Genomic DNA, 22,518 nt, shown 5'->3' with positions numbered 1-22,518 from the left:
TTGGGAATAACAATCTGTTGTTGTAATATACAGCAATGCATACAGTGGGGTGATAATTAAGTTAATAGTGCCACTAAAAGTAGCGAATTAAATCATTAAAAGCAAGAGAGATAAACAATTATGAAATACGAATTTCTGTTGTCCGGTAAATACACAAAATGTAGGGTTAAAACCCTTTTATTTTTTCTCACCAATTCTTTCGCCCACTTTAACAGTCGTTTCGTATCCCTTCACTGTATTTTTCAATAAATCCTCATCAATGTGGATTTTATTTTTTTCAAACAGTAGTACGATCGTAGAACCTCCAAATTTAAAGTAGCCTTTCTCTTCCCCTTTTTTTACATCATTTCCGGTATACGTTTGTATAATGCTTCCTACCATTGTGGCACCAACTTCGGCCATGATAACATCACCAAACAGCGGATTTGAAATAATTGTATATTCCCGCTTATTTAAAAAGAAGATGTTAACCATTTTACGCAATGCAAGGGGATTGACGGAATAATAGTCCCCATCAATCTTTTTGCCCGGAGATAAATTTCCACTGACCGGAAAATGAAAACGATGGTAATCCACCGGGGCCAGCCGGATAATAAGCAGAGAACCATCGTGGTACTTTTGTGCAAGATCCGGATCATCCAGAAAGGAAGATACATCAAAGCGAAATCCTTTTATAATAAAATCGGAATTGTTTATATCGGCATAAGTCATAATTTTTCCGTCGGCAGGCGATACAACAGTATTGAAAGCGGTATCAATTGGTCTTGCATTTTCTTTAAGTTTTCGGGTAAAAAAATCGTTAAAACTTTGGAACTTTTGTTCCTGAGCAATGCTCATATTAATATCAAATTCTTCAATAAACGGCTGTATCTTTTTTGCGGAAGAAGGGCGATCCATCATTTTACCATAGACCGATGAAACCAGCTTTCTTTTCACCAAAGCCCATAACGTTGCTTCTCCTACCGGATTGTAGTACAACCATACCAACCATTTTTCTCCGGCTACCTTTTCTGTTTTTATGTGCCCGGTTTCTCTTTCATAATAGTGAATGGGATCCTGAGGCTTAAGCGGATAAAAGGCTATGCTGATAAGGATTGCAAGCAACAGAAAAAGGATGCCCCACCTCTTTTTAGTCTTTGTTATTTTCATGTTTGCTTTGTTTGCCACGAGAAGCAAAGATAATTCAATGCGTTATTAAACGCTACAATAAATAATCAGTTACTCTTTTCCCGGATTCTGTTGCGTCGAATTTAAATTGTTGCTAATGGATAAGTATATGAAACGTACGGTATTTCTAATACTCCTGCCAGCCTACACGAAAATTTGAGCGGACCAGAACGCATGAATACCTGGTGAAACCCTTATGACATATGCTCTTTGCCAACTGCTGGCATCTTTATTCAGAATCTATCAGTTCGTTCAGGTTAATTATTCTGCTGCCTTTCTTTTCATAATAATTCAGCATTTCATCAATTTCCCTTTTATCATAACTCGTAATACAATCAGATAAGACTGTAACCTTAAAATTTTTCCTGCACATATTAAATACTGTTGATTTCACACAGGCAATGGCGTCTGCTCCGGTAATGTAAAATTCGTTTATTTCATTTTTCCTGATAAAGTCAGCAAAATCATGGCTGGTCAATGCATTACCTTTGGATTTTTCAAAGATATGATTAGAAACCAATTTCATGTCTGAAACTAATTCAGACCCATGCGTATCAGGTTTGAAAGTCCTTGTGCCGTCTGATAAGTTATAATGCCTGATGTAAACGACATGGATTTCATTTTCCACTGCCCAGTCAATTGAGCAATTAATATTTTCAATGATTTCTTTATAGTTTTTGGTAATGTCATTCTGAATGTCAATAACCACTAAAGACTTTTTCTGCATGGTTTTTCTGCATTAATTTTTTGTTTTTCTTCATCGTCCATAACACTGTCAATAGTTCATTTGCTGTCAACGGTTGGTGTATGTTTTCGGGGCGGATTTCGGAGAGCGTTCCGGTTGACAGTTAAACCTTAAATTGATAAAAGCTGTGATGCTCGAAAACCGCTGAAACCCCTATGGGATATACAAAATGTTGTGTTTTAGTGCTTTATTCAGCATATTTTATCCCTGTCAATTCTTCCGTTTTTATCCAAATCTTTTCTGATAATCCTAAATCATTGGCTATCTTTTCTGAATCTTTTTGCTTTTTCTTGTAGAAGTATTTACCTGTTACATTATCCAATTCTTCAGAGCTTGCAAGATAAACCGATGGTTTAGCACCTTCTGTTGGTTTAGAAATCAATAAATTTATAAAATGAGCAAACCATTTCGGATACTCTCTAAATACATCAGTTCCAACAACACCTGGATGAACACAATTTACACTAATGTTTTTTGATTCTAACCGTTTTGAAAGTTCCTTTGTAAAATAAACAACAAGAAGTTTTGAGTTTGCATAAGCTTTATTTCCATCAAACTTTTCAATACCAAAATCATTATCCAAATTCACCTTGCCACGTTTGTATAATTCCGAAGTTAGATTTATTATCCTCGCTTTTTTACTTTTTTCTAATAATGGAATCATAAGAATTGAAAGAACAAATGTAGCATAGTAATTTACTGCTAATGTCATTTCAAAAGAATCAACCGATGTCTCAGGACTTCTTTTAAACAATCCTGCATTATTTATAAGAATATCAATTCTATCATACTGTGATTTAATTTCTTCCGATATTTTCTTAATAGAATCAAGTGATGCAAGGTCAACATATTTTAGAATTACTTTTCCTCCGGAAGCACTTTTTATTTCTTCAAATGCTATTCTTGACTTTTCACTATCACGCACTAACATGATAATTTCAAAGCCTTTTTTAGCAAGTTCTATTGCAGTAATTTTTCCAATACCTGAGTTGCAACCAGTTATTAAACATATCTTATTGTTCATAGTTATTTCCTTTTGTCTTTTGGGGTTGAATGATAATCGTTTAGTTCTCTAAGAAATGTTATTACTTGAGTTTTTTCTTTAAATGACATTTCTGCCGTCATTTTGGAATAAACTTTCTTCATATTTGGTGTTAACCGCTTGGTTTCTTGTTTCCCTTTTTCAGTTATTCTCACACGTTTAGCTCTTTTATCATCGGGGTCATCAAATTCCTCAATAAAGTCTTTTTTTAACAGTCTTTTAATAACCTCTATTCCAGATGGAGCTTCTAAGAGGTGAATGTGAATTAATTCCATCTTTCTAAAACTGTCAACTAAGCTTAAATGATATAAGAAACTATATTCGTCAGGAGAATTTATTTCGGTTTCAACTAATGCTTCTTTACAATATGTTTTGTAATGTTTGCTTTGCATTATCAGAAGAAAAGTTAACTCCATATCAATCTCAGTTTCTTCTTTACCTGACTCCAATGAAGTATGATGCTCAAAAACAACTTGATTTAACCAAACGGTAAATTCTTTAATGTCCTTCGGTTCTTGCCCCTTTTCGCTTTCAAACCTTTTAAGTTGTTCAACCAACTCTGTTACAATATGTAATGAATTATTCATAATCCAAATATACATAATATGTCAAAAACATACAAAACAATTACAATTTAAGTATGTAATTGAAGTATAATTCGTATATTTGTATCGAAAACATAGTATTGTATTTTCAATAACTTAAAATTTGAATAAAATGGATACAAAACCGTACTTAGTAACAGAGAACTATTATCCAAAAGATGAACATTTTGATGAAGTATTAAACATGCTAAAAGAAACTTCTGAAATGATTAAAGAACAGGACGGCGCATTAATGAGCATGTCATTGAAGCCCGAACAAAGGAACGGTCCTATTACAGGTATCTCTTTATGGACAAGTCGTGATAAATTTACAAACTTCATGAAAAGCGAACACGCTGAAAAAATCATGAAATCAGGTTTGTCTGCTAAGGTTAAAAGTTGGACAACAGACATCAAGGCTAAGTTTCACACTGTTGAACAGGCTTGGCACGTTGAATCTCACGATTAAATTTTCAGAAAAGCTGAATGGTGTATTAAAATCATCCTTTAGCTTATTCTTTTATGAGTAGCACGATGTCTCTTAGCATTAAACACAACAGTTCGTGTATGGTGTCGTCGCATCCCGCAGGGTGCTTTGCACTACAAACATTGTTGTAGCCAGTTTTTATAGTTCAATTTGAATAGATTTTCTTTTAATAAGAGAGATGTATTCATCTTTCATTTTCTCTGGTAAAAAACTTTCAATTATAAACTGATCCCATTTAGGAATTAGTTTTTTATATTTTTTAAATATGTTTTCAATTACTTTTTGATCTATGCCTGCTCCTGCCATTGCAGTTTCAAAATCTTTTCTCTTAATTTTTTTCTTTTTACCATTCAAGTTTAATGCTAGGTCTTCATCGTCTCCCTCTACAACTAATTCTGATGCAACCAGGTCATATGCGGGGCACAAATCATATTTCAGATTACTTTTTAGCAATGAGAAATTTTTCAAATGCATGTCATTGTTACCTGTTAGGAAGCAAAACAGGACTAATTCATAAAAATCTGTTACGTCTAATCCTGGGTTCGCAGTATATTTCTTTATTGCCTTTGAAACTTGTTCGTGAGATCCTTTGTATTTATGTTCGGTTAGTCTTTCTGTTAATTGACACATGTCTTCCATATGTATTTTTTTGCCATTATTCCGATCAATCCTTTTTGTGATATAGGCTAGCTGTCCTGATTTGAGTTTTATTAATGAGTGGTTAACCGTTTTAATCTTACTTAATTCGGCTAGATGCATGGTTAAGTCTTCTATTTCAGGCAGGTTTGGATATAATTCAGTTTGGGGTTTCAATATATATTCCCCCCATAATCCAACAATGGTAAAACGTTCAGGTGCATTAATTTCATTACTCAACCCAAGTGACAGTTTGGGTTGTACCCCTGTTAAGGTTTTATGGCTTTTAATTACTTGTTCTGCCAATTGTAATATTTGATCTTCTGTAAAGTCTAATAAGGGAGGTGTAGGTTTACCGTAAAACTTTTTGCTGCACTTTGGATGATAGCCTTCCTGACCTGCAGAAGTATCTAAATCTGTGGAATTTATTGTTTTGTAGCAGTATAAACATTTGTTTTTCATAGGTCTAAATTTCTTCTACTGATACTGCACCGATACAATCATGACAGGTCTTTAGCAATATCTCCATCCTATCTCTAGGGTTTAACTTCCAATTTTTTTGGGCTATATCGAGTAACCACCCTTCAGGTATTAATCCATCAAAAAAGGGGAACATCACTTTACTTATATACTCATTATCCGTGAGTGGCAGTGTCAAGCTTATTGGCTCTGCATTATCTGATTTTAGGTATGATTGGTCATATTCAAAATGGAATCCATTTTCGTCCTCCGTCAATGTCCCAGTTAACTTATCATACATATATACTCTAGCTTTCTTCATTTCTTTCTGATTGTATTGGACCAAGCTCATGGCCAAATAACGTTAGGACCTGATTAACTTTATCCATTCGTAAACTTTCTTTTCCTTGCTCTAAATCTCTAACAAATCTTAGTCCTACACCAGCTTTGAAAGAAAGGTCTTCTTGAGTTAGTCCAAGGGATTTCCTTCTTTTTTTTACGAATTGACTTAATTTATTCATGCAACTATACCCTTTAGGGTATAAATATAATGATTTTTATTTATAATATACCATTTCGGGTATAAATTATTTTTTAAAAATAGATTTTATACCTTTTCAGGTATACTTTATTTCGGCTTAAGGTGTAATATACCTGATTGGGTATAATTAGCTAGAACGGTTGGAACATGTTGTCGGGGCGGATTTCGGAGAGCGTTCCTGTCCGCCAGCTGACGGACCGCACGAACCCCACAATGCAATTTACAATTTGTTGGCGGTAGTTTTTATTTATTTTTCTCTAAATACATTATATTTTCTTTGTTTTCCATAGTAAGATTCTTTTTAGAAAATTCTGTAATATTAAATTCGGTCATAGGATTTTTCTCGATTTTGATTACAATTGAACTTTTACTTTCATTATACGTCCAAGTTCCAGATTTAGTCGTAACATGATTCCCTAATTGAACAGTTCCTTCTTTTTCAAAGGAAATCCAATCTATAAACTTTTCCTGGGTTTGGTTTTCGGTATTGTCAATTTTCACAACTTGCCATGTACCTATTAATTTTTTATGAATTCTACGTTGGGCATTTGCATTATAACTAACTGTCATTAAAACGATACAAATCAAAATAACTGGAATAGATAAAATCTTTAATTTTCTCATTGTGTTAATTTTTAAGTTAAATAAATCAATAATGTATTTATAAACCTGTTCGAGTCTATATAACATATTGTTACTTTCTCTAACTAATTTATTAGTATTTAAGGAATCAAAAAAGTCAAAATCCAAAACTTCAGATATCGCTTTAATTGTGTATGCTCTTGGAGTAACCTCACCTGATTCAATCCGTTGGAGAGTTCTTATTGTAATACCACATTTCTCCACTAATTCAGTCTGAGTTAGTCCCTTTGCTTTTCGAAGTTTTAGAACTTTTTTACCTAAATAAGGTTGTTTCATGATTCATTTTAGATTAAACAAGTTTATGAGAAACAAATACCCATTCCAAAAATCAGAGATGATTTTAATAGGACATTTATACGCCATAAACCTGACATTTTAATTATTGATTATCTATTACTGTTATTTAACGTTTTAAACATCAAAAGATTAAGTTATTTTTTTGCATTGCCTGGTTTTCTATATGCATGCCAACGTGGTAATATAATTACTATTAATTATATTCCGGTATTAGCCATAATATAGTTATGTTTTAATTCCAGCTTTTCGGATTACTTTTTTAAGGTTATTGTTATGTAAGGTTGTGTATTTAAAAGATTTTCGGTTAATAGAATAAAGGTAATAAAAATCCGGTTTTGTGATGTAGATGCACCTTTTTTGCTGCTTATAAAACTCTTATTTTTGTAAATATCCCATTAACATACAAATTCTAAGTGATTTGAACTGATTAACGGGTCAACTGTAAGCGCGTTACCGACCTGGTTATTTTACATAGAGCCTAAAAAACTGTCTGGCATCCTTTATAACCTCCAAACCAAAAATCCAGCATACTTCTGAGAGATCCGAGAAGTCAAGGCCGCCATTTGCAATTGCGCTGTTGTTGTACCTGTTGTCTTCACCGTTATAGTTTGTTGAGATATCAGAGGCCAGTTGCCAGATGTTGGCCAGTTTCTCATTGGAAATATCCTGTTTCCAATCAGTATAATCTCCATCCCTGAAGCCTGGAGATCCGTTGCCCACGGTATTCCCATCCGGAATTTTAATGTAGTCGCAGTTCTTTTTTACATACGCAAGGCTTTCCGGCGATGTGGACTTTTCATTCCAATCACTGTGCTGAACCACATGAATGCGTCCTTGTGTATTTAATTCCGGGAATGCATTTTGTAATTCGCTCACAAGTTTAGCCGTAAAATCAGATTGTCCTGCTTCCGCAATCCAGATATCACCATTATTTTTAATGGTAGCTTTTACCTTCTTTATCACTTCTTTCACTGCCTTTTCTGCGTTTTCATGGGCATCGGACCATTTATTCCCAAAAGCCAGTCTGAAGAGGTTATTCGGAGGAACATACAACCCGTCCTGAATGCCGTAAGCTCCGGCAACGGCATAGTAATGAAGGTCAGAAAATAGAGGATCAGAAGTCAGGGATCTGAAGGCTGCAATGGTATGGAGGTCGTCTACGTCTGTTTTACAATCATACTGAACCAGCAGAAAGTCTTTGTCCATATTAAAACGTGTGCCTGCAGAATCGGTCCTGCTTACTGAACCAGCATTAAGCGTTAAAAGAATTGTGGCAATAAAGAGTGTTAAACGTTTCATAATATTGGCCTTGTTTAATCAATTTACGGTTATGTTTCAGGTTCCTGTTTTTTCAGAATATACAATATGTATATACTCATTATGGCTGCAAAAAAACACCACACCGAAATCATATACTTCAGATAAAATACTTTTGAGATCACAAAAAACAGTAACATAATGACCCCGAGAAAATTGATCCTTCTGTTACCTGAAAAGATAAACGGGAAAACGGCAGGTAGCAGGTAAAGTGCGCCGCTCCACCAGTTTGTACTATCAAAATGTCCTACGGTATAATAGATGTGATGATGGTCAATATGTGCAGTGACATCGTATGCGGCCATACGATAGGCAAGCAGAATAAACATGGCGATTCCCACCATAAGTGCGCCGCCAATTATACGTTTTCGTTTTCGGTTCTTCTCGATCATATATATGGACAGAGGAACCCAAACCGGCCAGATCAGCTGGGCAAAGATTAAGAAGCCATATTTTGCGAGCATTTCGGTGGTACGGTACCCTTCGTTTTGTAAGGCAACCCAGAGCCAGCCTTCAAAGAACTGTTGAATACCAAACATCAGAGGGATCATGGCAAAGAACACTTGTTCTTTTGCCGAACTTTTTCTGATGGCGATTATACCAACCGTTGATATCACGGCACTTGCTCCAAAACTTACCTCAGCTGAAAAACACATTTAGTTTTTAAAATTAATGATGATGATTACTTATATTCAAATATTCGATAGTTTTATATTAATGACGTACAAATCAATTATTTAAAATTAGTAAAAAGAAAGAAAATCTCAAAAGTGATCAGTTACTTAATAAAACAGTCGTCTGGGTTTATTGTGGGATCACTTTAATTTGGTGCTGAATATATATTTCTGAGTATCCAGAACGCGATTATTATTATTAGTATTATTATGATCGCGTATTTACCATATAATGTTTTTCGCCATTTTAAAGTTTTTGGTCCCGGCCTCTTTATCCTGTCCAGAATGAAACCTGAAAGTAAATATGGAACTGATAGTACCAGTAAAAAATTTTGTTTGCAGGCATTGTAGATGTCAATATTTAGCAAATAGTGTATTGCCCTCTGAGAACCACATCCGGGACATTTATAACCCGTTAATGATCTAAAAGGGCATTTGGGAAAATAAATGTTGTTGAGAGGATTATATTCTCTGTAAAGGAATACCAACACAATCATAATTGATACAGGAATTCCCCAGTTTAAAATTTTCTTAAAATTGACTACTGGCCACACCGGCAAGAACTAATATTAAATAAATCACGGTACCTACAATTCCCAGGATAAGACCTATGGTTGTCCATTTCTTTGCATCAGCAGAGGATTTATTTGCTCCTTCAACATCTCCGGAATAAAATCGTGATTCAACTTTTGACGCATTTACTATCCCTGCAATACCAAAAGGGAGGCAGCATAAGATTGTAACCAGAATAGATTCCACTAACCAGGTTTTTGGCGGTTTTTGTAAAGTAAGATTTTCAATATTGTGTTCATTAGATTTAGTTTTATTTAATGGAGGTGGCATGTTTCTAAATAGTTCATTCAGTTCCTCAACAGAACCGGCTGGTTTCCATTCACCCAACTCCTGGAACCATACATTGGTTTCACGTGTAATACCCTTTTCTTTAAGTTCTTCAATTGTAAAGGGCCCAAATTTGTTGGTCCCATCTGTGTAAAAATACTTTTTCATTCCAGATTGGCTTTTTTGGTTATAAAACTTTTTTTAACTACGTTCAGTTTGTTCTGATTATATTAGATCTTCTGTGGTTCACAACAAACAGTTAGAAAAACAGCTATTGAAAATTAAAGTTAGAAAAAAGAAATTGATTCACAATTCCGGATATATAATTCATTCTCGTTATAAATAATACACTGACTAAAATTATTTTAATTCCCGTCATTATTGATTTACTTTGAAAAAAATATCAGATGGACTATCCATTTTCCTCACTGGCAAAATCATCGTTAATACCTTCGGCAATTAATCAGCTGACGGCTGAATTTGCGGAAGATTTTAGGGAAGGTGTTGATATTAATCTCGGTGTAGGTTATGTGAACGATAAAACCATTCCCGTGGAAGCTATTCGTGAAGCTTACAGTGATATTATGTCGCATCCCGACCATTACCGGAACGCGCTGAATTATGGTGGTGCGGATGGTTCACCAAATCTGCGCAACTCCATCCGGTCGTATTATACGAGATACAATATTGGAGGACTTGAAGATAAGGATTTTACAAACCGAAAAATTCTGATTGGAGCAAACGGTGCCACCAGTATTCTTGATGCACTTTCTGATATTTTGCAGCCGGGAATAGTGATTACGGCAGATCCGTATTACTACATCTATACCGAAACTCTGGAACGAAAAGGATTTAAAATCCTGGCTGTTCCTGAAGATGAGGAAGGACTGAATACCAAACTTTTAGAAAACGAATTAACAAAAGTCAGTTCCTATGATGTCAGTTTCTTCTACATTGTAACAGTTAATAATCCCACTACGGTTATATTATCCAACGCGCGCAGGAAAGCTATTGTCAAGATCGCTCAAAAATTGAGTGAAGAAAGCGGAAAATTAATACCCGTAATTTTCGATAAAGCATACGAAGATATTATTCACAATCCGGAGATGGAAAAGCCGGTATCGGGTTTAAAGTATGATAAAGGGAACCAGGTGTTTGAGGTGGGCACACTCTCGAAAATTCTGGCTCCGGCACTGCGTATTGGTTATATTATCTGTCCGGATAACGATTTTGCAAAAATCCTCACGCAGCGCACTTCGGATATCGGCTTCAGTTCTCCGCTCATCAATCAGGAAATTTCAGGATGGCTGTTGGATCACTATATCCATATTCAAAAAGAAACAGTGAATAAAGGCTATCAGCAGAAGGCCGCATTTATTAAAAGTCAGTTTTCACAACATCTTGGTCCATACATTGAATCGTATTCCGGTGGCGATGCAGCGTTCTATTTTTATATCACATTTAAAAATATTCGTACGGATAAAGGATCTCCATTCTTTAATTTTTTGTCACGTATAACTGGTGATCCGGACGTTGACGGAAAAGGCGAAAAGAATCCACGTTTGGTTTATATTCCCGGAACCATTTGCAGCAAAACGGAAAAGGCAAAATATCAGCTTCGTTTATCCTATGGGTTCGAAGATCCTGACGTTTTTAAGCGTGCTGTAAAACTGATGGCAGAGGCTTGTGAATATGCATTAAAATTTTAACCAGGGCAATATGAAAAGACAAATTCTGAATCCGTTTGTGGAACTAAAAGGGGAGTTATACAATTGTTTTGCCTGTTCTCCTCACAACGATCACGGATTACACCTGGAATTCTGGGAAGACGGGGAAGAGCTTACCTGCGAATGGGAACCGGAGCGTATATTCGAAGGCTATCATGGTGTAGTTCACGGAGGTTTGCAGGCAACGTTGATGGACGAGATTGCTGCCTGGACGGTGTATGTAAAATGTGGTACTGCAGGCGTAACAACAGGCATGGAAATTAAATACAAAAAACCGCTTTCTTCAATAAATGGGAAGGTAAAACTTGTTGCAAAGGTCGCGGAACAGACCACAAGATTAGCCAAAGTGAATGTAAAACTTTATAATTCAGATGGTGTTTTTGCTACGGAATCTGTAGTAAGTTATTTTTTATTTCCCGTTGAGAAAGCTCAGAAGGAATTTAAATATCCCGGAGTAGATGCCTTTTTTAAATAACAAACCCGGAAGGATATCCGGGTTTGTGTGGGAAGGGTTTCTATATGGGACAGATTAACGTGTTGGTTTAATTACATATTGCATTTCCATAACTTATTTCTCCATTAGCATAATTATAAGTTATTGTTCCGACGTAATGTGTCCCCATGTCACCTATTAGGCTGAAATGCCATGTAATTAGCCATGCATCATCAAAGTATGTGCGATCAGTTTCAACTATTTTGAATGTTTCACCAGTTTCCCCACTGGTTACTTCTCCCTTTAGTTGATCAATTTCTTTGAAGAAAAATCCATCTTTAATGTGTAAAACATAATGTAACATTATGTGCCCCCCTTCCAGGACATCAACTAACTGTCCATTGCAAAAAACAGGAGACCAGTAAGTTCCTTCAGTCCATCCCTGAGTGGCTCCGTTTCCGGGATTAGGTTCAGCTGTTAATTGAAAACCTGAAAAACAGATCAATAATAGTCCAATAAATAAAATTTTTGTTTTCATAGCACTAAATTTAATTTAACATGTTCATATGAAATGATTTACTTAGTGCAATTTCAGGAATATATGATATTTAGAAATAGTAATAATGATGCAGATAATTATAATTACACTATAAAAATTGCAACTATGACGTATCGGGTTAAAGTATGATATAAGCTTATAAAAAGAAGACCTGAGGCAGATTAATTTTATCTGACAATTATTTTTTTCACAACATCTTCGGAACCATCTTTTGAATGGATATGCAGGATATATATTCCCTCATTAAATTCAGTTTTTATTTTATATACTTTTGAGGTACCTGTTATATCAATAAGCTTTCTGCCTGTAATATTATATACAGTTAAACCATATATTAGACCATCACTTATAAATGCATTTTGATTTCTGTTATAGATGATATTTGGTACGGAAGCATTATTGTCCTGTATTTTTGTGGTTATATTGTATGTAAACAGAATATCGTGTGCCGACCAACTATTATTGGAAACAACTACGCGATACATTTTATTCAGCTTTCCGTCGCCGTCAATATCATAACTTTTAGAGTACACATCAAATGAGTTATCTACTTCGTATTGAGCCGGATCCAAATCAGGGATTACGGCCATAAGGCTGTTACTGTTTACAGGCATATGTTTCGGGTCAATCTGGCTGAAGTTATTTACAAGGTAGTTGTCTGACAACATACCAATAAGGTGACTTTCAACGCCGTTTTTGCCGTTGATCCTTACGCCGATGGCATTGCCGTTACTACTTAAAACCGGACTTATATCTTTAACATAATTATCTCCAAAGAACAAAGATCCATGCGCATTAACACCTGCACTATGATCCGGAGAGCAGCTGATAATGAAGCCCAGCGAGGCTTTCAGATTTCCACTGTTAGAACTCACAGGATTTACCACCGTTAAGTCAAGCACCAGTCGGTTACTCAACATTTGTGCTTTGGTTATGATACCGCCTGCTGCAATATAATTTATGGTCAGGGAATCAGGGAAATCGAATTCCAGATGAGCTACAGTTCCCGGTTTCAGAACGGAATTTGCCAGGTCATCCGAACCATTTTCGCGGATTCTGAAACTGACACCCCATAAAAGTTCATCTATTTTATAGGCATTCGAAATAACCGGTGTTGATCCGGAATACCAATCACCTGCATAGTACGATTTCAGGAATGCATTATAGCCAAACGTTTCATTATTCCCCCAGTATGATTTGGCCTGATCGAACACAAAAACGTCGTCAACACTGGCATTGTCCGTCAGCAGGATATTGATCCCTGTTGTGTCCTTCCCGTTCATTGAGAGACTATCCAGCAAACCAGTTGGTTCTCCGGCATCAACTTCAAAATTATTATTAAGATCAAGAAAGCAGAATATACCATATGTCCCGTCAACTGGTGCTCCAATGGCATAACTATAGGGAAAATCAGTATCCTCGTTGTATTCAAAATTTTCCGGATGGTTGGTAATGTTACTTTCTATATCGCTCTGATCATACAGACCTATAACAAGGTTTCCGGTCAAAGAACCATTGTAAGTTAGTGTCCCCTTAAAGTCGTTCAGAGCTTCTGTATGGAAATTCCAGTCCAGATTGTCTCTGAATCCATTGAAAATATTTCCAGACATATCTTTAACAATACCTTTGTCCGATAAAATATAATACCTGGTAGAATGAGTAAGTGGTAGAGGTGGCTGTATGGATAGTATTGTCGGGTCTCCGTATATATCATTAATAACCTTTACTTTAGCTGTGTCACTTGTTGAAATGGTCGTCACAACACCCTGTGCTTCATTATTGATTTCAATACTTTTACCTGGAACCAATTCTATAAATTCCTTAAAGTAAACCAGAAAGACACAGGTGTCTGATCCGGATTCCAGCAAAATATTTACATCTTCGGCATCATTCGCAGGAAAAAGTGAGTCGATGCCACCGAACACGTTATCCCTGACATAAAATGAATCTATGTTGGAATATTTATCAGGGAAGTTCACATCATATATACGAAAGTAATGTACTCCTCCCATAAGGCCTTTACCTGTTCTGATCATTTTAGAACTGTCCCTGGTCATATATTCAAAATCCTGTAAGATCCAGCGTTTTTTCCAAGGATCATATTGTTCAAATGCGATTGAATCTACGGAAGGTGAGATATCCCAGTTGAGATTCAAGTCGGATCCGGACTGAATAGTGTCTTCCTGTACCTTTAGACGCAAAACCGGGGATGGCGGATTTAATATAGTGAATGGCCCGGAATAAGCAGTGTCAGCTTTGTGATGAAAATCAATAATACGGATTTCGTAATGGGCCCAGTCTGGAGCCTTAAGGTTCTGAATGGGAATTTTACTTCCTTCCACCGTTGGCAGGCTATCGACCACAACTTCCCACGTTCCACCGTTTAATGGGGAAAATACTTCAATATTTACTGTGTCCACATCCAAAAAAACGTAGGAGATATAAAGGGTTGAGCCGGCAGTATAAACAGAGTTTTTCTTTGGGGAAGTTACACCGATCACAGCAGCATTAACAGCATTCAGTGGTAATGCAATCAGGATAGTTGCTATAATCAATTTAACCAATCTCATATGCAAAGTTTATTCCCCTACAGGTTTCGCATAAAAATACGAATAATAATTCTTTTAAATAAGACTATTTCTGCTGAAGCACTACGTATTTTTACTAAAATTTGGGGTTAATACACCTCTGAACTAAGCGGATACTTCAAATTTTCGTAGCTGATAAGGCTTGCTTTCACTTTTCCGACCAGAACTTTTGATTCAATATAGACAGGCAGTCGGTTACGGTCATCAGTAACAAAAATCTTCATACCTTCACCACCACTAAACACCGATCCTTCCAGGAGCAGTGGTGCCAGAACGATACATCTGAACCGGCGACCTGATTTAAGCTTTATGACTTTTTTCCCAAGATAACGCACATACAATTCCCACATCTCATTATCAACCACCAAATTAAATAAAATCCGGTCGTTTTCCTTCATTCCTGTAAAATCTACTTCGCGCAGGTAGTAAATCACGGAGACGATATCCTTTGTGTTTTCCGGTAGAATGTAAGAAGCGTATTCAGTTTTGCCCTTTCGCTTTTTAGTGCCGTTTACCAGGTTGGTTTCGTGATCAAAATTATAGGTAATTTCTGCCGAGTAACTTCCTTCGTTTGTTTTTCGGGTGAACCAAAGTGGCTGCAATGAATCTTTTGAAATGACTGAAATCAGCGTATCGCGAACTTTGAATAAATAGTCATATCCATTATATGTTACGCCGGTGGCTTTCATTTGGTACGCATCTTTTCCTTTAAAAATGGTATCGCTTGCTGTAAACATTGCCTGACCTGCATTCAGCCAAATAAAACCCCAGTTATAATATGCATCAAACACAACTTTTTCACCACTTTTAAAGGTTTTTTGCTGTGCAGACAAAGTCTGAATGATACAAGAAAATAATATGATAACTTTCAGATATCTGATCATATATTGTCTTTGATTCGGATAATACTACAACGGTAATGCCAGAAATAAATTATCTCTTTTCTTCTTTCCCTTGTAACGCTTCAGGTTTTTGTTTCCAGAGCAATAGTTTTTCGGTATCCCAGTCTTCTTCATAGTCCCGGTAAGCTTTTACCTCAATTTGTTTACTGAAATACCTTACGGGTTCCGGTTGAATATGTTCTAATAAGTTTCCGGTATCCCATTCTCCATTTCCGTTTTTATCAAAAAACAGACTGAAATAATATTTACCAGGAAGAATAAGCCTGAAAGAAACCGCATCGTCTGAAGCGCTGAAGGGCTGGCTTCGTAAGATTTTTCCGCTGGCATCAAGCATATATAAAACACCGGGATAATCCGGTTTTGTGAGGTTGAATTTTACATTGCCATACTGATCCAGCTTACGAATTGTAAAAGAGGATTTAAACTTATCGGAATGAATACCATAAATATTTTCAATAGCTGCTGAATCGATAGCCAACGTATAACTTTCCCCTTCAGCCCAGTTATAATCTAAGAAGAACTTACGAGGGAAAAGATCACTTTGATCGAGTGTGAAATTTAGTGGTTTTTCCAGGGTGTCAGATTTCAGATACAGATGGATTTCATCCTTATTAAACCTGTTGATTGGCTCCTCAAATTCAAACATAATCCGGCCTTTCAGATTCATCGTTGCAGAAATATTGTGATTTATCTTCAACAATGCTGTTTTGGGTTCGTTCGGTTTGTTTTTCCCCCTGCCTTTTCTGCCGCCGCTCTTGGGTTCACGGTAAATCATCTGAATGGTATCCTGCTGCCAGAAAAGTTGCTCCAGTGAATCCGTCTTCTGGTACTGCAGTTCAACCATGAGCGTATCCATTTTATAAAGGTTGGAATCCGTTAGCCAGTAGTAAATCGTATCTCTTGTGGCTGAATATTCCGAAAATATACCTCCGTAATTGTCAGGTGTACCGTCAATGTGTAGTTTAGGATCTTCCTGTATCGGTGAGCTGAAAGAAAAAAGAAACTGATACGGAAAAGAACGTTCTTTTTTTCTCAGATTCTGAACCAGATGAAACTCTTCGAATGTTTGTAATAATATGTTTTCAGGGCCGTAAACTAGTGTATCGCGGTACATGATGGTATCTACGGTCACTGAATCTACCCAGACGGTGTCGCTCAGCTGTATGGTATCAAAATATGTTTCATAAATTGTATCTAGAAACGCAATTTCTTCTCCTGCGTCGTACCGGTAATTCTTAATTGGTTCGTTCAGAGCATAAATTCTGTATTTTCCCGGAGCAATATTTTTGACGGAAAATTCTCCTTTGCTGTTGGTTTGTGCAATTCGCAACGGCACATTTCTGATGAAGGCCGAATCTGATGTATCTTTATAAATTCCTACGATGATATTTGCTATCGGTTCAAGATCTTTTGCCCTGATTACCCTTCCTGACATCATCATGCTGTCGATCACTTCTCCCGTAGAAAAGCTGAATGTAAAGTTCTCAAGCGGATTACCTTCGTTATTGTCCACAATAGCACTCCCGAAATACAAAGTATAAGTGGTATTAGGCTGTAGTTCGTTATTCAGATCAATTGATATTTTTTTTGCCAGTGCATTTATAATTGGGTCCTCCTCGAGGGGGGGTGAAACGATAAAGTTTTTCCGGGTGTCTTTTAAAATAACAATCTCATCAAAATAGAGCTGGATTTTAGGATCGGTATAATTTTTCTGATTTTGTTCGGGTTTACTTTTAATCAATACAGGCGGATCAACATCTTTAGGGCCTCCTGAAGGCATTCCGGGATTGGCACATGCATGAAAAAGAACCACGGCCAACAGAACAAAAAATATGTGGATGAGTTTTTGCAACGTATTTTTATTTAGTGCTCAAAATTAAATTTTTAAGCTTAAACACACAACAGCAAGGTGTTAATAAACCTTATGGAGAAAGTCAATATATTAGCCCTGTTCACCAATTATTATGTTTTTTGAAGATTGTTGGGTTAATAAACTTTGTCTACACCGGGAATAGAAATGCCGGTAATTTTTCGGTATAAATCCAGTGCATAAATATCTGTCATTCCTGATATAAAGTCCAGCACATTGCGGATTCGGCTGTAGATTGATCCTTCCGTAATTTCGTATTGCTCAGGCAGACGTTGCAGTAATTGCTTTGAGTAAGATTTATCAGGATTTAAAGCGGCTTCCACAAACACATCCAGCAATGTTGAAAGAATGCGGTACCCGGCAATTTCGATTTCAACCACCTCTGGGGCTTTGTAAATTTTACGCACGGCAAGACCGGCACAGGTTTTATAAGCTTCACCAACCACACCCTGAATATTTTTAATCAGACTTCCCTGATATGATCCTGACATGATAGCTGTATAATTTTCCATAAATTCATGCGAACATGCATCTATCAGTTTCCCGATAACAGAAGCCCTCAGGTAGGCAATCTGTTCATTTTTATCTGTCACCCGGTTCATGGTTTCCCGGAGTCGTTCAATTCGTTTGCTTTCAAGTTCAGTATCAAAAAATGACAGCAGAAGAGATTTTGTCTTCCTGGTGGTTAGCATTCCCAGTTTATGCGCATCTTCAATATCCATAATCTGATAGCATATATCGTCGGCAGCTTCTACCAGATAAACCAGTGGATGCCTGAAATATTCTCCCGGTTGTTCGGGATTTTCAAGACCTAATTCTTTAGCAATCCGCATAAATTGCGACTCCTCGCTTTGAAAAAATCCGTATTTCTTTTTATTGAATTTATGAGATGCCCATGGATATTTTATGGTTGAAGCCAAAGTTGGATAGGTGAGGACAAAACCACCTTCCCTGCGGCCTTTAAACTGATGGGTGAGTAGCCTGAATGCATTGGCATTACCTTCAAAATTGGTAAGATCGCTCCATTCCTCATTGCTTACATCCGTTTTGTATTTAATGCCTTTCCCTTCTGTAAAATAGCTGCTAAGTACATTCTCACCTGAATGACCAAAGGGAGGATTCCCTAAATCGTGAACCAAACAGGCCGCCGATACAATGCTCCCGATTTCATGAAGTGTTTCGGATACAGTATTGTCTTTTTCTACAATCTGTATGGCCACATTATTCCCCAGGGACCTTCCTACACTGGCAACCTCAAGACTGTGGGTTAACCGGTTATGAACAAAAATCCGTCCCGGGAGTGGAAATACCTGTGTCTTGTTCTGTAACCTGCGGAACGAAGATGAAAAAATGATCCGGTCGTAATCGCGCTGGTATTCCGTACGGTTTTGTTTATCGGTTTTAAAATAGTCTTCAAGACCAAGTCGTTTTGTGGAGAGCAGTGAGTTCCAGTTCATCATAACCAGGGTTTATAAGCACGCATTTCTTTCTGATATTCTGTGGTTCTGCCTTTGGTAACCTTATCCATTAAGGCATAAAAATTTTTGCCATGATTCGGTACCACCGTGTGGCATAATTCATGTAAAAGTACATAATCTATTAAATGATGCGGCAATCTCATGATGTAAAGTGAAATACTAATATTCTTTAATCCCGTGCAACTACCCCAGCGCGTGCGTGCATCCCTGATACTAACATTCTGATACATAAATCCGAAGCTGTGTGATAACCAGGTGATGCGTTGCGGGATATATATTTTGGCCTCATTGCGCCATATTTCCCTGATCACTTCTTTGGCAACTTCCTGCACTTCTTCTGCTTCAACGGGAATACCATCAGGATAGTAAAGTGTTACATCCTTTTCTTTGGTTTCGGAATAAATTTTTGTTGTATCCGACGCAATTATGTTGAATGTATGGTATTTAAAAGGAACCTCCTTACCGGTTCTGTAAATCGTTTCAGTTTCCTCCAGTTCATACATTTTTTTAATGACCCAGGCTTTCTTCTGCACCAAAACGGATTGCCCTTCTTTAATGCTTGCTCTGTATGGCAGGGTGACAAAGACCAGTGGCCCCGGCTTTATGCGAATGGAAATATGTTTGGCGTTTTTATTTTTTCTAAATGTAACAGGTCCGAAATCGGGGTATGCTATTACCTTCTGTTCGCTCATTTTTGTTTGCTTTAAAATATTAATACCTTTCATGAGGAGTGAAAGTAATGGGGGTGTGGTCAATGCCCGAAAAATTCGAGCTTAAATGTTTTGTCTTCCAGTGATCCGAACGAAAAGTGGGTGATCCAGTCACCCAGAATTATAACTCTTGAATTTTTCGTCAGCATCAGGTCGAGTGTGATATGCCTGTGCCCGAAAACATAAAAGTTTATGTCGTTCTCCTTTAAATGTTTTTTTGCATACTGAACCAGGTGTTCTTTATCTTCGCCAAGATACGTTGCTGTATGTTTCTGGTCATGACTTTTACGGCTGCTGTTGGACCAGGTTTGTCCGATTTTTATAGCCAGATCCGGATGCACAAATGTTTCGAACATTTTTTGAAGAAACTTACTGTGAAATGCTCCCCGTACAATTCTGAATCCCAAAGATGTGTCGTTCAGTCCGTCACCATGCGCCAGGAACAGTTTCAGCCCGTTTCGCTCAAACACTGTTGGTTTTCTGTGGATGCTCATACCGATTTCTTTCTCCAGATAATCTTTGAGCCATATATCATGGTTTCCGATAAAAAAATGAACCGGAATGCCGCTGTCAGAAAATTCTGCCAGTTTGCCCAGCAAGCGCACAAAACCTCTCGGAACCACACGTTTGTATTCCCACCAGAAATCGAAAATATCACCTAAAAGGAAGAGTTCTTTTGCCGTTGGTTGAATGGACGTCAGCCAATCCACAAACCGTTTTTCGTGCAGTTTCGGATCGGTGATGTAGGGTGCACCCAAATGGAGATCTGAAGCAAAATATATCTTTTTGGTGTTCAATGCGGGCTGATGTTATTACAAAAATCCTAGTTCAAGTCTTGCTTCCTCACTCATCATATCTTTATCCCATGGCGGATCGAAAACAAGGTTTACAGTTGCACCTTTTATACCATCTACCGCGTTGACTTTATCATTTACTTCATCCATAATGAAATCCGCTGCCGGACATGCCGGAGCAGTCAGTGTCATCTCAATTTCCACACTGTTATCATCCTTAACATCAATGCTGTAGATGAGTCCAAGGTCATATATGTTTACCGGAATTTCCGGATCGAAAACCGTTTTGAGTTGCTTTACAATCTCCTCCTCAATATTCAAAAATTCATTTTCCATAATCAACTTGTTAAGCGTTTTTAGCATTAAAAGCCAATCCGTAAAGCTTCATTTGTTTAACCATAGCCACCAAACCATTGCTTCGCGTTGGTGAAAGATGGTTGTTTAATCCAATCTTTTCAATAAAATAAAGATCAGAATCCATAATATCTTTCGGGCTCTGGCCTGAAAGTGTGCGTAACAAAAGCGCCACAATTCCTTTCACTATAATGGCATCGCTGTCGGCATCGAAAAATATCTTTCCATCCCTGAAACGTGCATCAATCCATACTTTGGACTGACAGCCCTTAATCAGATTCTGTTCTTTCTTTTTGGATTCATCAATCGGATCCAGACCATTCCCTATTTCGATGAGATAGGCATATTTATCCATCCAATCATCAAAAATGCTGAATTCCTCAATTATCTGATCCTGTATTTCGTTGATTGTCATCTTTTCTCCTCTTTTGTGGTTCAAAGATAATAATTATTAAAACATGGCTGCAATCCTGTTAATTCCGTTCAACAGGGTATCGACCTCTTCTTTAGTATTATAGATAGCGAACGAGGCCCTGACCGTTCCTGAAATACCAAACCGGTCCATAACGGGTTGAGCACAATGGTGCCCGGTTCTCACGGCAATACCCATCTGGTCCAGCAATGTTCCCATGTCAAACGGATGAATACCATTTACCATAAACGATATCACGCTGCTTTTCATTTCTGCTTCACCATATATTTTCAAACCCGGAATGCTCTTCAGTTGTTCAGTTGCATACTTCAAAAGTTCGTCCTCGTATGCATGAATACTGTCAATACCGAGCGTTTCAATATATTTAATTCCGGCTGCAAAACCTACAGATCCTGTAAAGTCCGGTGTGCCTGCTTCAAATTTGAAAGGCAGCTCGTTATATGTTGTCTTCTCGAACGTAACCGTTTCTATCATTTCGCCACCACCCTGATAAGGCGGAAGTTCATTCAGGAGGTCTTCCTTTCCGTATAAAACTCCCATTCCGGTTGGACCGTACATTTTATGGCTAGAAAACACAAAAAAGTCGGCATTCAGAGCCTGCATATCCAGTTTGAAGTGTGGTGCTGACTGTGCACCGTCAATTAATACTTTAATATTGTTTTCGTGAGCTATACTGATAATTTTCTCTATCGGATTCACCGTTCCCAGCGTATTGGAAACATGCGCCACAGAAACCAGTTTTGTTTTAGGAGAGATCAGGTTTTGGAACGCATCCATATCCAGAGTTCCGGAATCATCAAACGGTATAACTTTAAGCTTTAATTCTTTGCGCTCACACAGCATTTGCCACGGAACAATATTTGAGTGGTGTTCCATCGCAGAAATAATGATTTCGTCACCTTTTTCGCAGAAACGTTCGCCAAAAGACCATGCGATAAGGTTGATGGATTCTGTTGTCCCTCGGGTGAAGATGATCTCTTTGGTACTTTTTGCATTGATAAATTCACGGATCACCTCGCGCGAGTTTTCGTGCGCCTCGGTAGCTTTCTGGCTCAGATGGTGTACCCCACGGTGAATGTTGCTGTTGTACTTCAGATACGCATCCTCAATTTCTTTCAGTACCTGAACCGGACGTTGCGATGTAGCTGCATTATCAAGATAAACCAGTGGTTTACCATGAACCAGTTCTTTCAGGATTGGAAAGTCCTGTCGTATTTTTTGTACATCTAAAGCCATAAC

Annotated in this window: 25 protein-coding genes; 3 read left to right on the top strand and 22 right to left on the bottom strand. The window is 37.3% G+C overall.

What is annotated here, in order from left to right; translation table 11 throughout:
* Positions 1-177 precede the first annotated feature (177 nt).
* The 4 genes from ACE1ET_RS06700 to ACE1ET_RS06685 all read right to left on the bottom strand — a co-directional run bounded on the left by ACE1ET_RS06700 (position 178) and on the right by ACE1ET_RS06685 (position 3,541).
* On the bottom strand, positions 178-1,149 hold the full coding sequence (locus ACE1ET_RS06700) for a phosphatidylserine decarboxylase (RefSeq protein ID WP_375727603.1): 972 nt from the start codon (positions 1,147-1,149) through the stop codon (positions 178-180).
* Between the two features lie 247 nt (positions 1,150-1,396).
* Positions 1,397-1,894, bottom strand: a complete 498-nt coding sequence (locus ACE1ET_RS06695; protein ID WP_375727602.1) for a cysteine hydrolase family protein — start codon at positions 1,892-1,894, stop codon at positions 1,397-1,399.
* A 205-nt stretch (positions 1,895-2,099) separates the two neighbouring features.
* Positions 2,100-2,936: an SDR family oxidoreductase gene (locus tag ACE1ET_RS06690; protein ID WP_375727601.1), complete on the bottom strand. Its 837-nt coding sequence runs from the start codon at positions 2,934-2,936 to the stop codon at positions 2,100-2,102.
* 2 nt (positions 2,937-2,938) lie between these two features.
* A complete protein-coding gene (locus ACE1ET_RS06685) occupies positions 2,939-3,541 on the bottom strand; it encodes a MarR family winged helix-turn-helix transcriptional regulator (protein WP_375727600.1) in 603 nt (200 codons plus the stop codon).
* Between the two features lie 130 nt (positions 3,542-3,671).
* Between ACE1ET_RS06685 and ACE1ET_RS06680 the strand changes: the two genes are divergently transcribed.
* Positions 3,672-4,007, top strand: a complete 336-nt coding sequence (locus ACE1ET_RS06680; RefSeq protein WP_375727599.1) for an antibiotic biosynthesis monooxygenase — start codon at positions 3,672-3,674, stop codon at positions 4,005-4,007.
* Positions 4,008-4,163: 156 nt separating this feature from the next.
* On the opposite strand, the gene ACE1ET_RS06675 is transcribed toward ACE1ET_RS06680, so the two are convergent.
* The 8 genes from ACE1ET_RS06675 to ACE1ET_RS06640 form a co-directional block, all read right to left on the bottom strand.
* Positions 4,164-5,123 (bottom strand): HipA domain-containing protein, encoded by a 960-nt coding sequence (locus ACE1ET_RS06675; protein ID WP_375727598.1) that lies wholly within the window; start codon positions 5,121-5,123, stop codon positions 4,164-4,166.
* Between the two features lie 4 nt (positions 5,124-5,127).
* The gene (locus ACE1ET_RS06670) at positions 5,128-5,442 is read right to left on the bottom strand and encodes a HipA N-terminal domain-containing protein (protein ID WP_375727597.1); all 315 of its coding nucleotides are present in this window, start codon (positions 5,440-5,442) and stop codon (positions 5,128-5,130) included.
* Positions 5,429-5,641: a helix-turn-helix transcriptional regulator gene (locus tag ACE1ET_RS06665; RefSeq protein ID WP_375727596.1), complete on the bottom strand. Its 213-nt coding sequence runs from the start codon at positions 5,639-5,641 to the stop codon at positions 5,429-5,431. Before ACE1ET_RS06665 ends, ACE1ET_RS06670 begins: the two co-directional genes overlap by 14 nt.
* Positions 5,642-5,904: 263 nt before the next feature.
* Positions 5,905-6,579: a helix-turn-helix domain-containing protein gene (locus tag ACE1ET_RS06660; protein ID WP_375727595.1), complete on the bottom strand. Its 675-nt coding sequence runs from the start codon at positions 6,577-6,579 to the stop codon at positions 5,905-5,907.
* Between the two features lie 483 nt (positions 6,580-7,062).
* A complete protein-coding gene (locus tag ACE1ET_RS06655) occupies positions 7,063-7,899 on the bottom strand; it encodes a hypothetical protein (RefSeq protein WP_375727594.1) in 837 nt (278 codons plus the stop codon).
* A 29-nt stretch (positions 7,900-7,928) separates the two neighbouring features.
* A complete protein-coding gene (locus ACE1ET_RS06650) occupies positions 7,929-8,573 on the bottom strand; it encodes a DUF6629 family protein (protein WP_375727593.1) in 645 nt (214 codons plus the stop codon).
* Positions 8,574-8,737: 164 nt separating this feature from the next.
* Positions 8,738-9,088: a DUF2752 domain-containing protein gene (locus tag ACE1ET_RS06645; protein ID WP_375727592.1), complete on the bottom strand. Its 351-nt coding sequence runs from the start codon at positions 9,086-9,088 to the stop codon at positions 8,738-8,740.
* Positions 9,089-9,122: 34 nt separating this feature from the next.
* Complete coding sequence (locus ACE1ET_RS06640) at positions 9,123-9,599, bottom strand: CD225/dispanin family protein (protein WP_375727591.1); 477 nt, start codon at positions 9,597-9,599, stop codon at positions 9,123-9,125.
* A 239-nt stretch (positions 9,600-9,838) separates the two neighbouring features.
* On the opposite strand from ACE1ET_RS06640, the gene ACE1ET_RS06630 reads away from it, so the two are divergent.
* Entirely contained in the window at positions 9,839-11,140 is a 1,302-nt protein-coding gene (locus ACE1ET_RS06630; RefSeq protein WP_473774471.1) for an aminotransferase class I/II-fold pyridoxal phosphate-dependent enzyme, read from the top strand.
* A gap of 10 nt (positions 11,141-11,150) precedes the next feature.
* Positions 11,151-11,633: a PaaI family thioesterase gene (locus tag ACE1ET_RS06625; RefSeq protein WP_375727590.1), complete on the top strand. Its 483-nt coding sequence runs from the start codon at positions 11,151-11,153 to the stop codon at positions 11,631-11,633.
* A gap of 67 nt (positions 11,634-11,700) precedes the next feature.
* Here the strand turns inward: ACE1ET_RS06625 and ACE1ET_RS06620 are convergent, their stop codons facing one another.
* The 10 genes from ACE1ET_RS06620 to ACE1ET_RS06575 all read right to left on the bottom strand — a co-directional run bounded on the left by ACE1ET_RS06620 (position 11,701) and on the right by ACE1ET_RS06575 (position 22,515).
* Complete coding sequence (locus ACE1ET_RS06620; RefSeq protein ID WP_375727589.1) at positions 11,701-12,129, bottom strand: hypothetical protein; 429 nt, start codon at positions 12,127-12,129, stop codon at positions 11,701-11,703.
* A 188-nt stretch (positions 12,130-12,317) separates the two neighbouring features.
* Entirely contained in the window at positions 12,318-14,720 is a 2,403-nt protein-coding gene (locus ACE1ET_RS06615; RefSeq protein WP_375727588.1) for a hypothetical protein, read from the bottom strand.
* 107 nt (positions 14,721-14,827) lie between these two features.
* Complete coding sequence (locus ACE1ET_RS06610; protein WP_375727587.1) at positions 14,828-15,622, bottom strand: DUF3108 domain-containing protein; 795 nt, start codon at positions 15,620-15,622, stop codon at positions 14,828-14,830.
* A gap of 49 nt (positions 15,623-15,671) precedes the next feature.
* Positions 15,672-17,492: an Ig-like domain-containing domain gene (locus ACE1ET_RS06605; RefSeq protein WP_375727586.1), complete on the bottom strand. Its 1,821-nt coding sequence runs from the start codon at positions 17,490-17,492 to the stop codon at positions 15,672-15,674.
* 134 nt (positions 17,493-17,626) lie between these two features.
* Positions 17,627-18,970: a deoxyguanosinetriphosphate triphosphohydrolase gene (locus ACE1ET_RS06600; protein ID WP_375727585.1), complete on the bottom strand. Its 1,344-nt coding sequence runs from the start codon at positions 18,968-18,970 to the stop codon at positions 17,627-17,629.
* The gene (locus ACE1ET_RS06595; RefSeq protein ID WP_375727584.1) at positions 18,967-19,680 is read right to left on the bottom strand and encodes a M48 family metallopeptidase; all 714 of its coding nucleotides are present in this window, start codon (positions 19,678-19,680) and stop codon (positions 18,967-18,969) included. The genes ACE1ET_RS06600 and ACE1ET_RS06595 overlap by 4 nt, the downstream gene beginning before the upstream one ends.
* A gap of 59 nt (positions 19,681-19,739) precedes the next feature.
* Positions 19,740-20,495 (bottom strand): UDP-2,3-diacylglucosamine diphosphatase, encoded by a 756-nt coding sequence (locus tag ACE1ET_RS06590; protein ID WP_375727583.1) that lies wholly within the window; start codon positions 20,493-20,495, stop codon positions 19,740-19,742.
* 15 nt (positions 20,496-20,510) lie between these two features.
* A complete protein-coding gene (locus tag ACE1ET_RS06585) occupies positions 20,511-20,828 on the bottom strand; it encodes an SUF system Fe-S cluster assembly protein (RefSeq protein WP_375727582.1) in 318 nt (105 codons plus the stop codon).
* 10 nt (positions 20,829-20,838) lie between these two features.
* A complete protein-coding gene (locus tag ACE1ET_RS06580) occupies positions 20,839-21,285 on the bottom strand; it encodes a SufE family protein (RefSeq protein ID WP_375727581.1) in 447 nt (148 codons plus the stop codon).
* Between the two features lie 12 nt (positions 21,286-21,297).
* A complete protein-coding gene (locus ACE1ET_RS06575) occupies positions 21,298-22,515 on the bottom strand; it encodes an aminotransferase class V-fold PLP-dependent enzyme (protein WP_375727580.1) in 1,218 nt (405 codons plus the stop codon).
* Positions 22,516-22,518: the final 3 nt, after the last annotated feature.

It is taken from the genome of Quyinboa mangrovi (genome assembly GCF_042219825.1).
Classification (GTDB): domain Bacteria; phylum Bacteroidota; class Bacteroidia; order Bacteroidales; family UBA5342; genus JBHJHP01.
The sequence above is the reverse complement of the archived record's forward strand: the minus strand, read 5'-3'. Positions and strand labels throughout refer to the sequence as shown.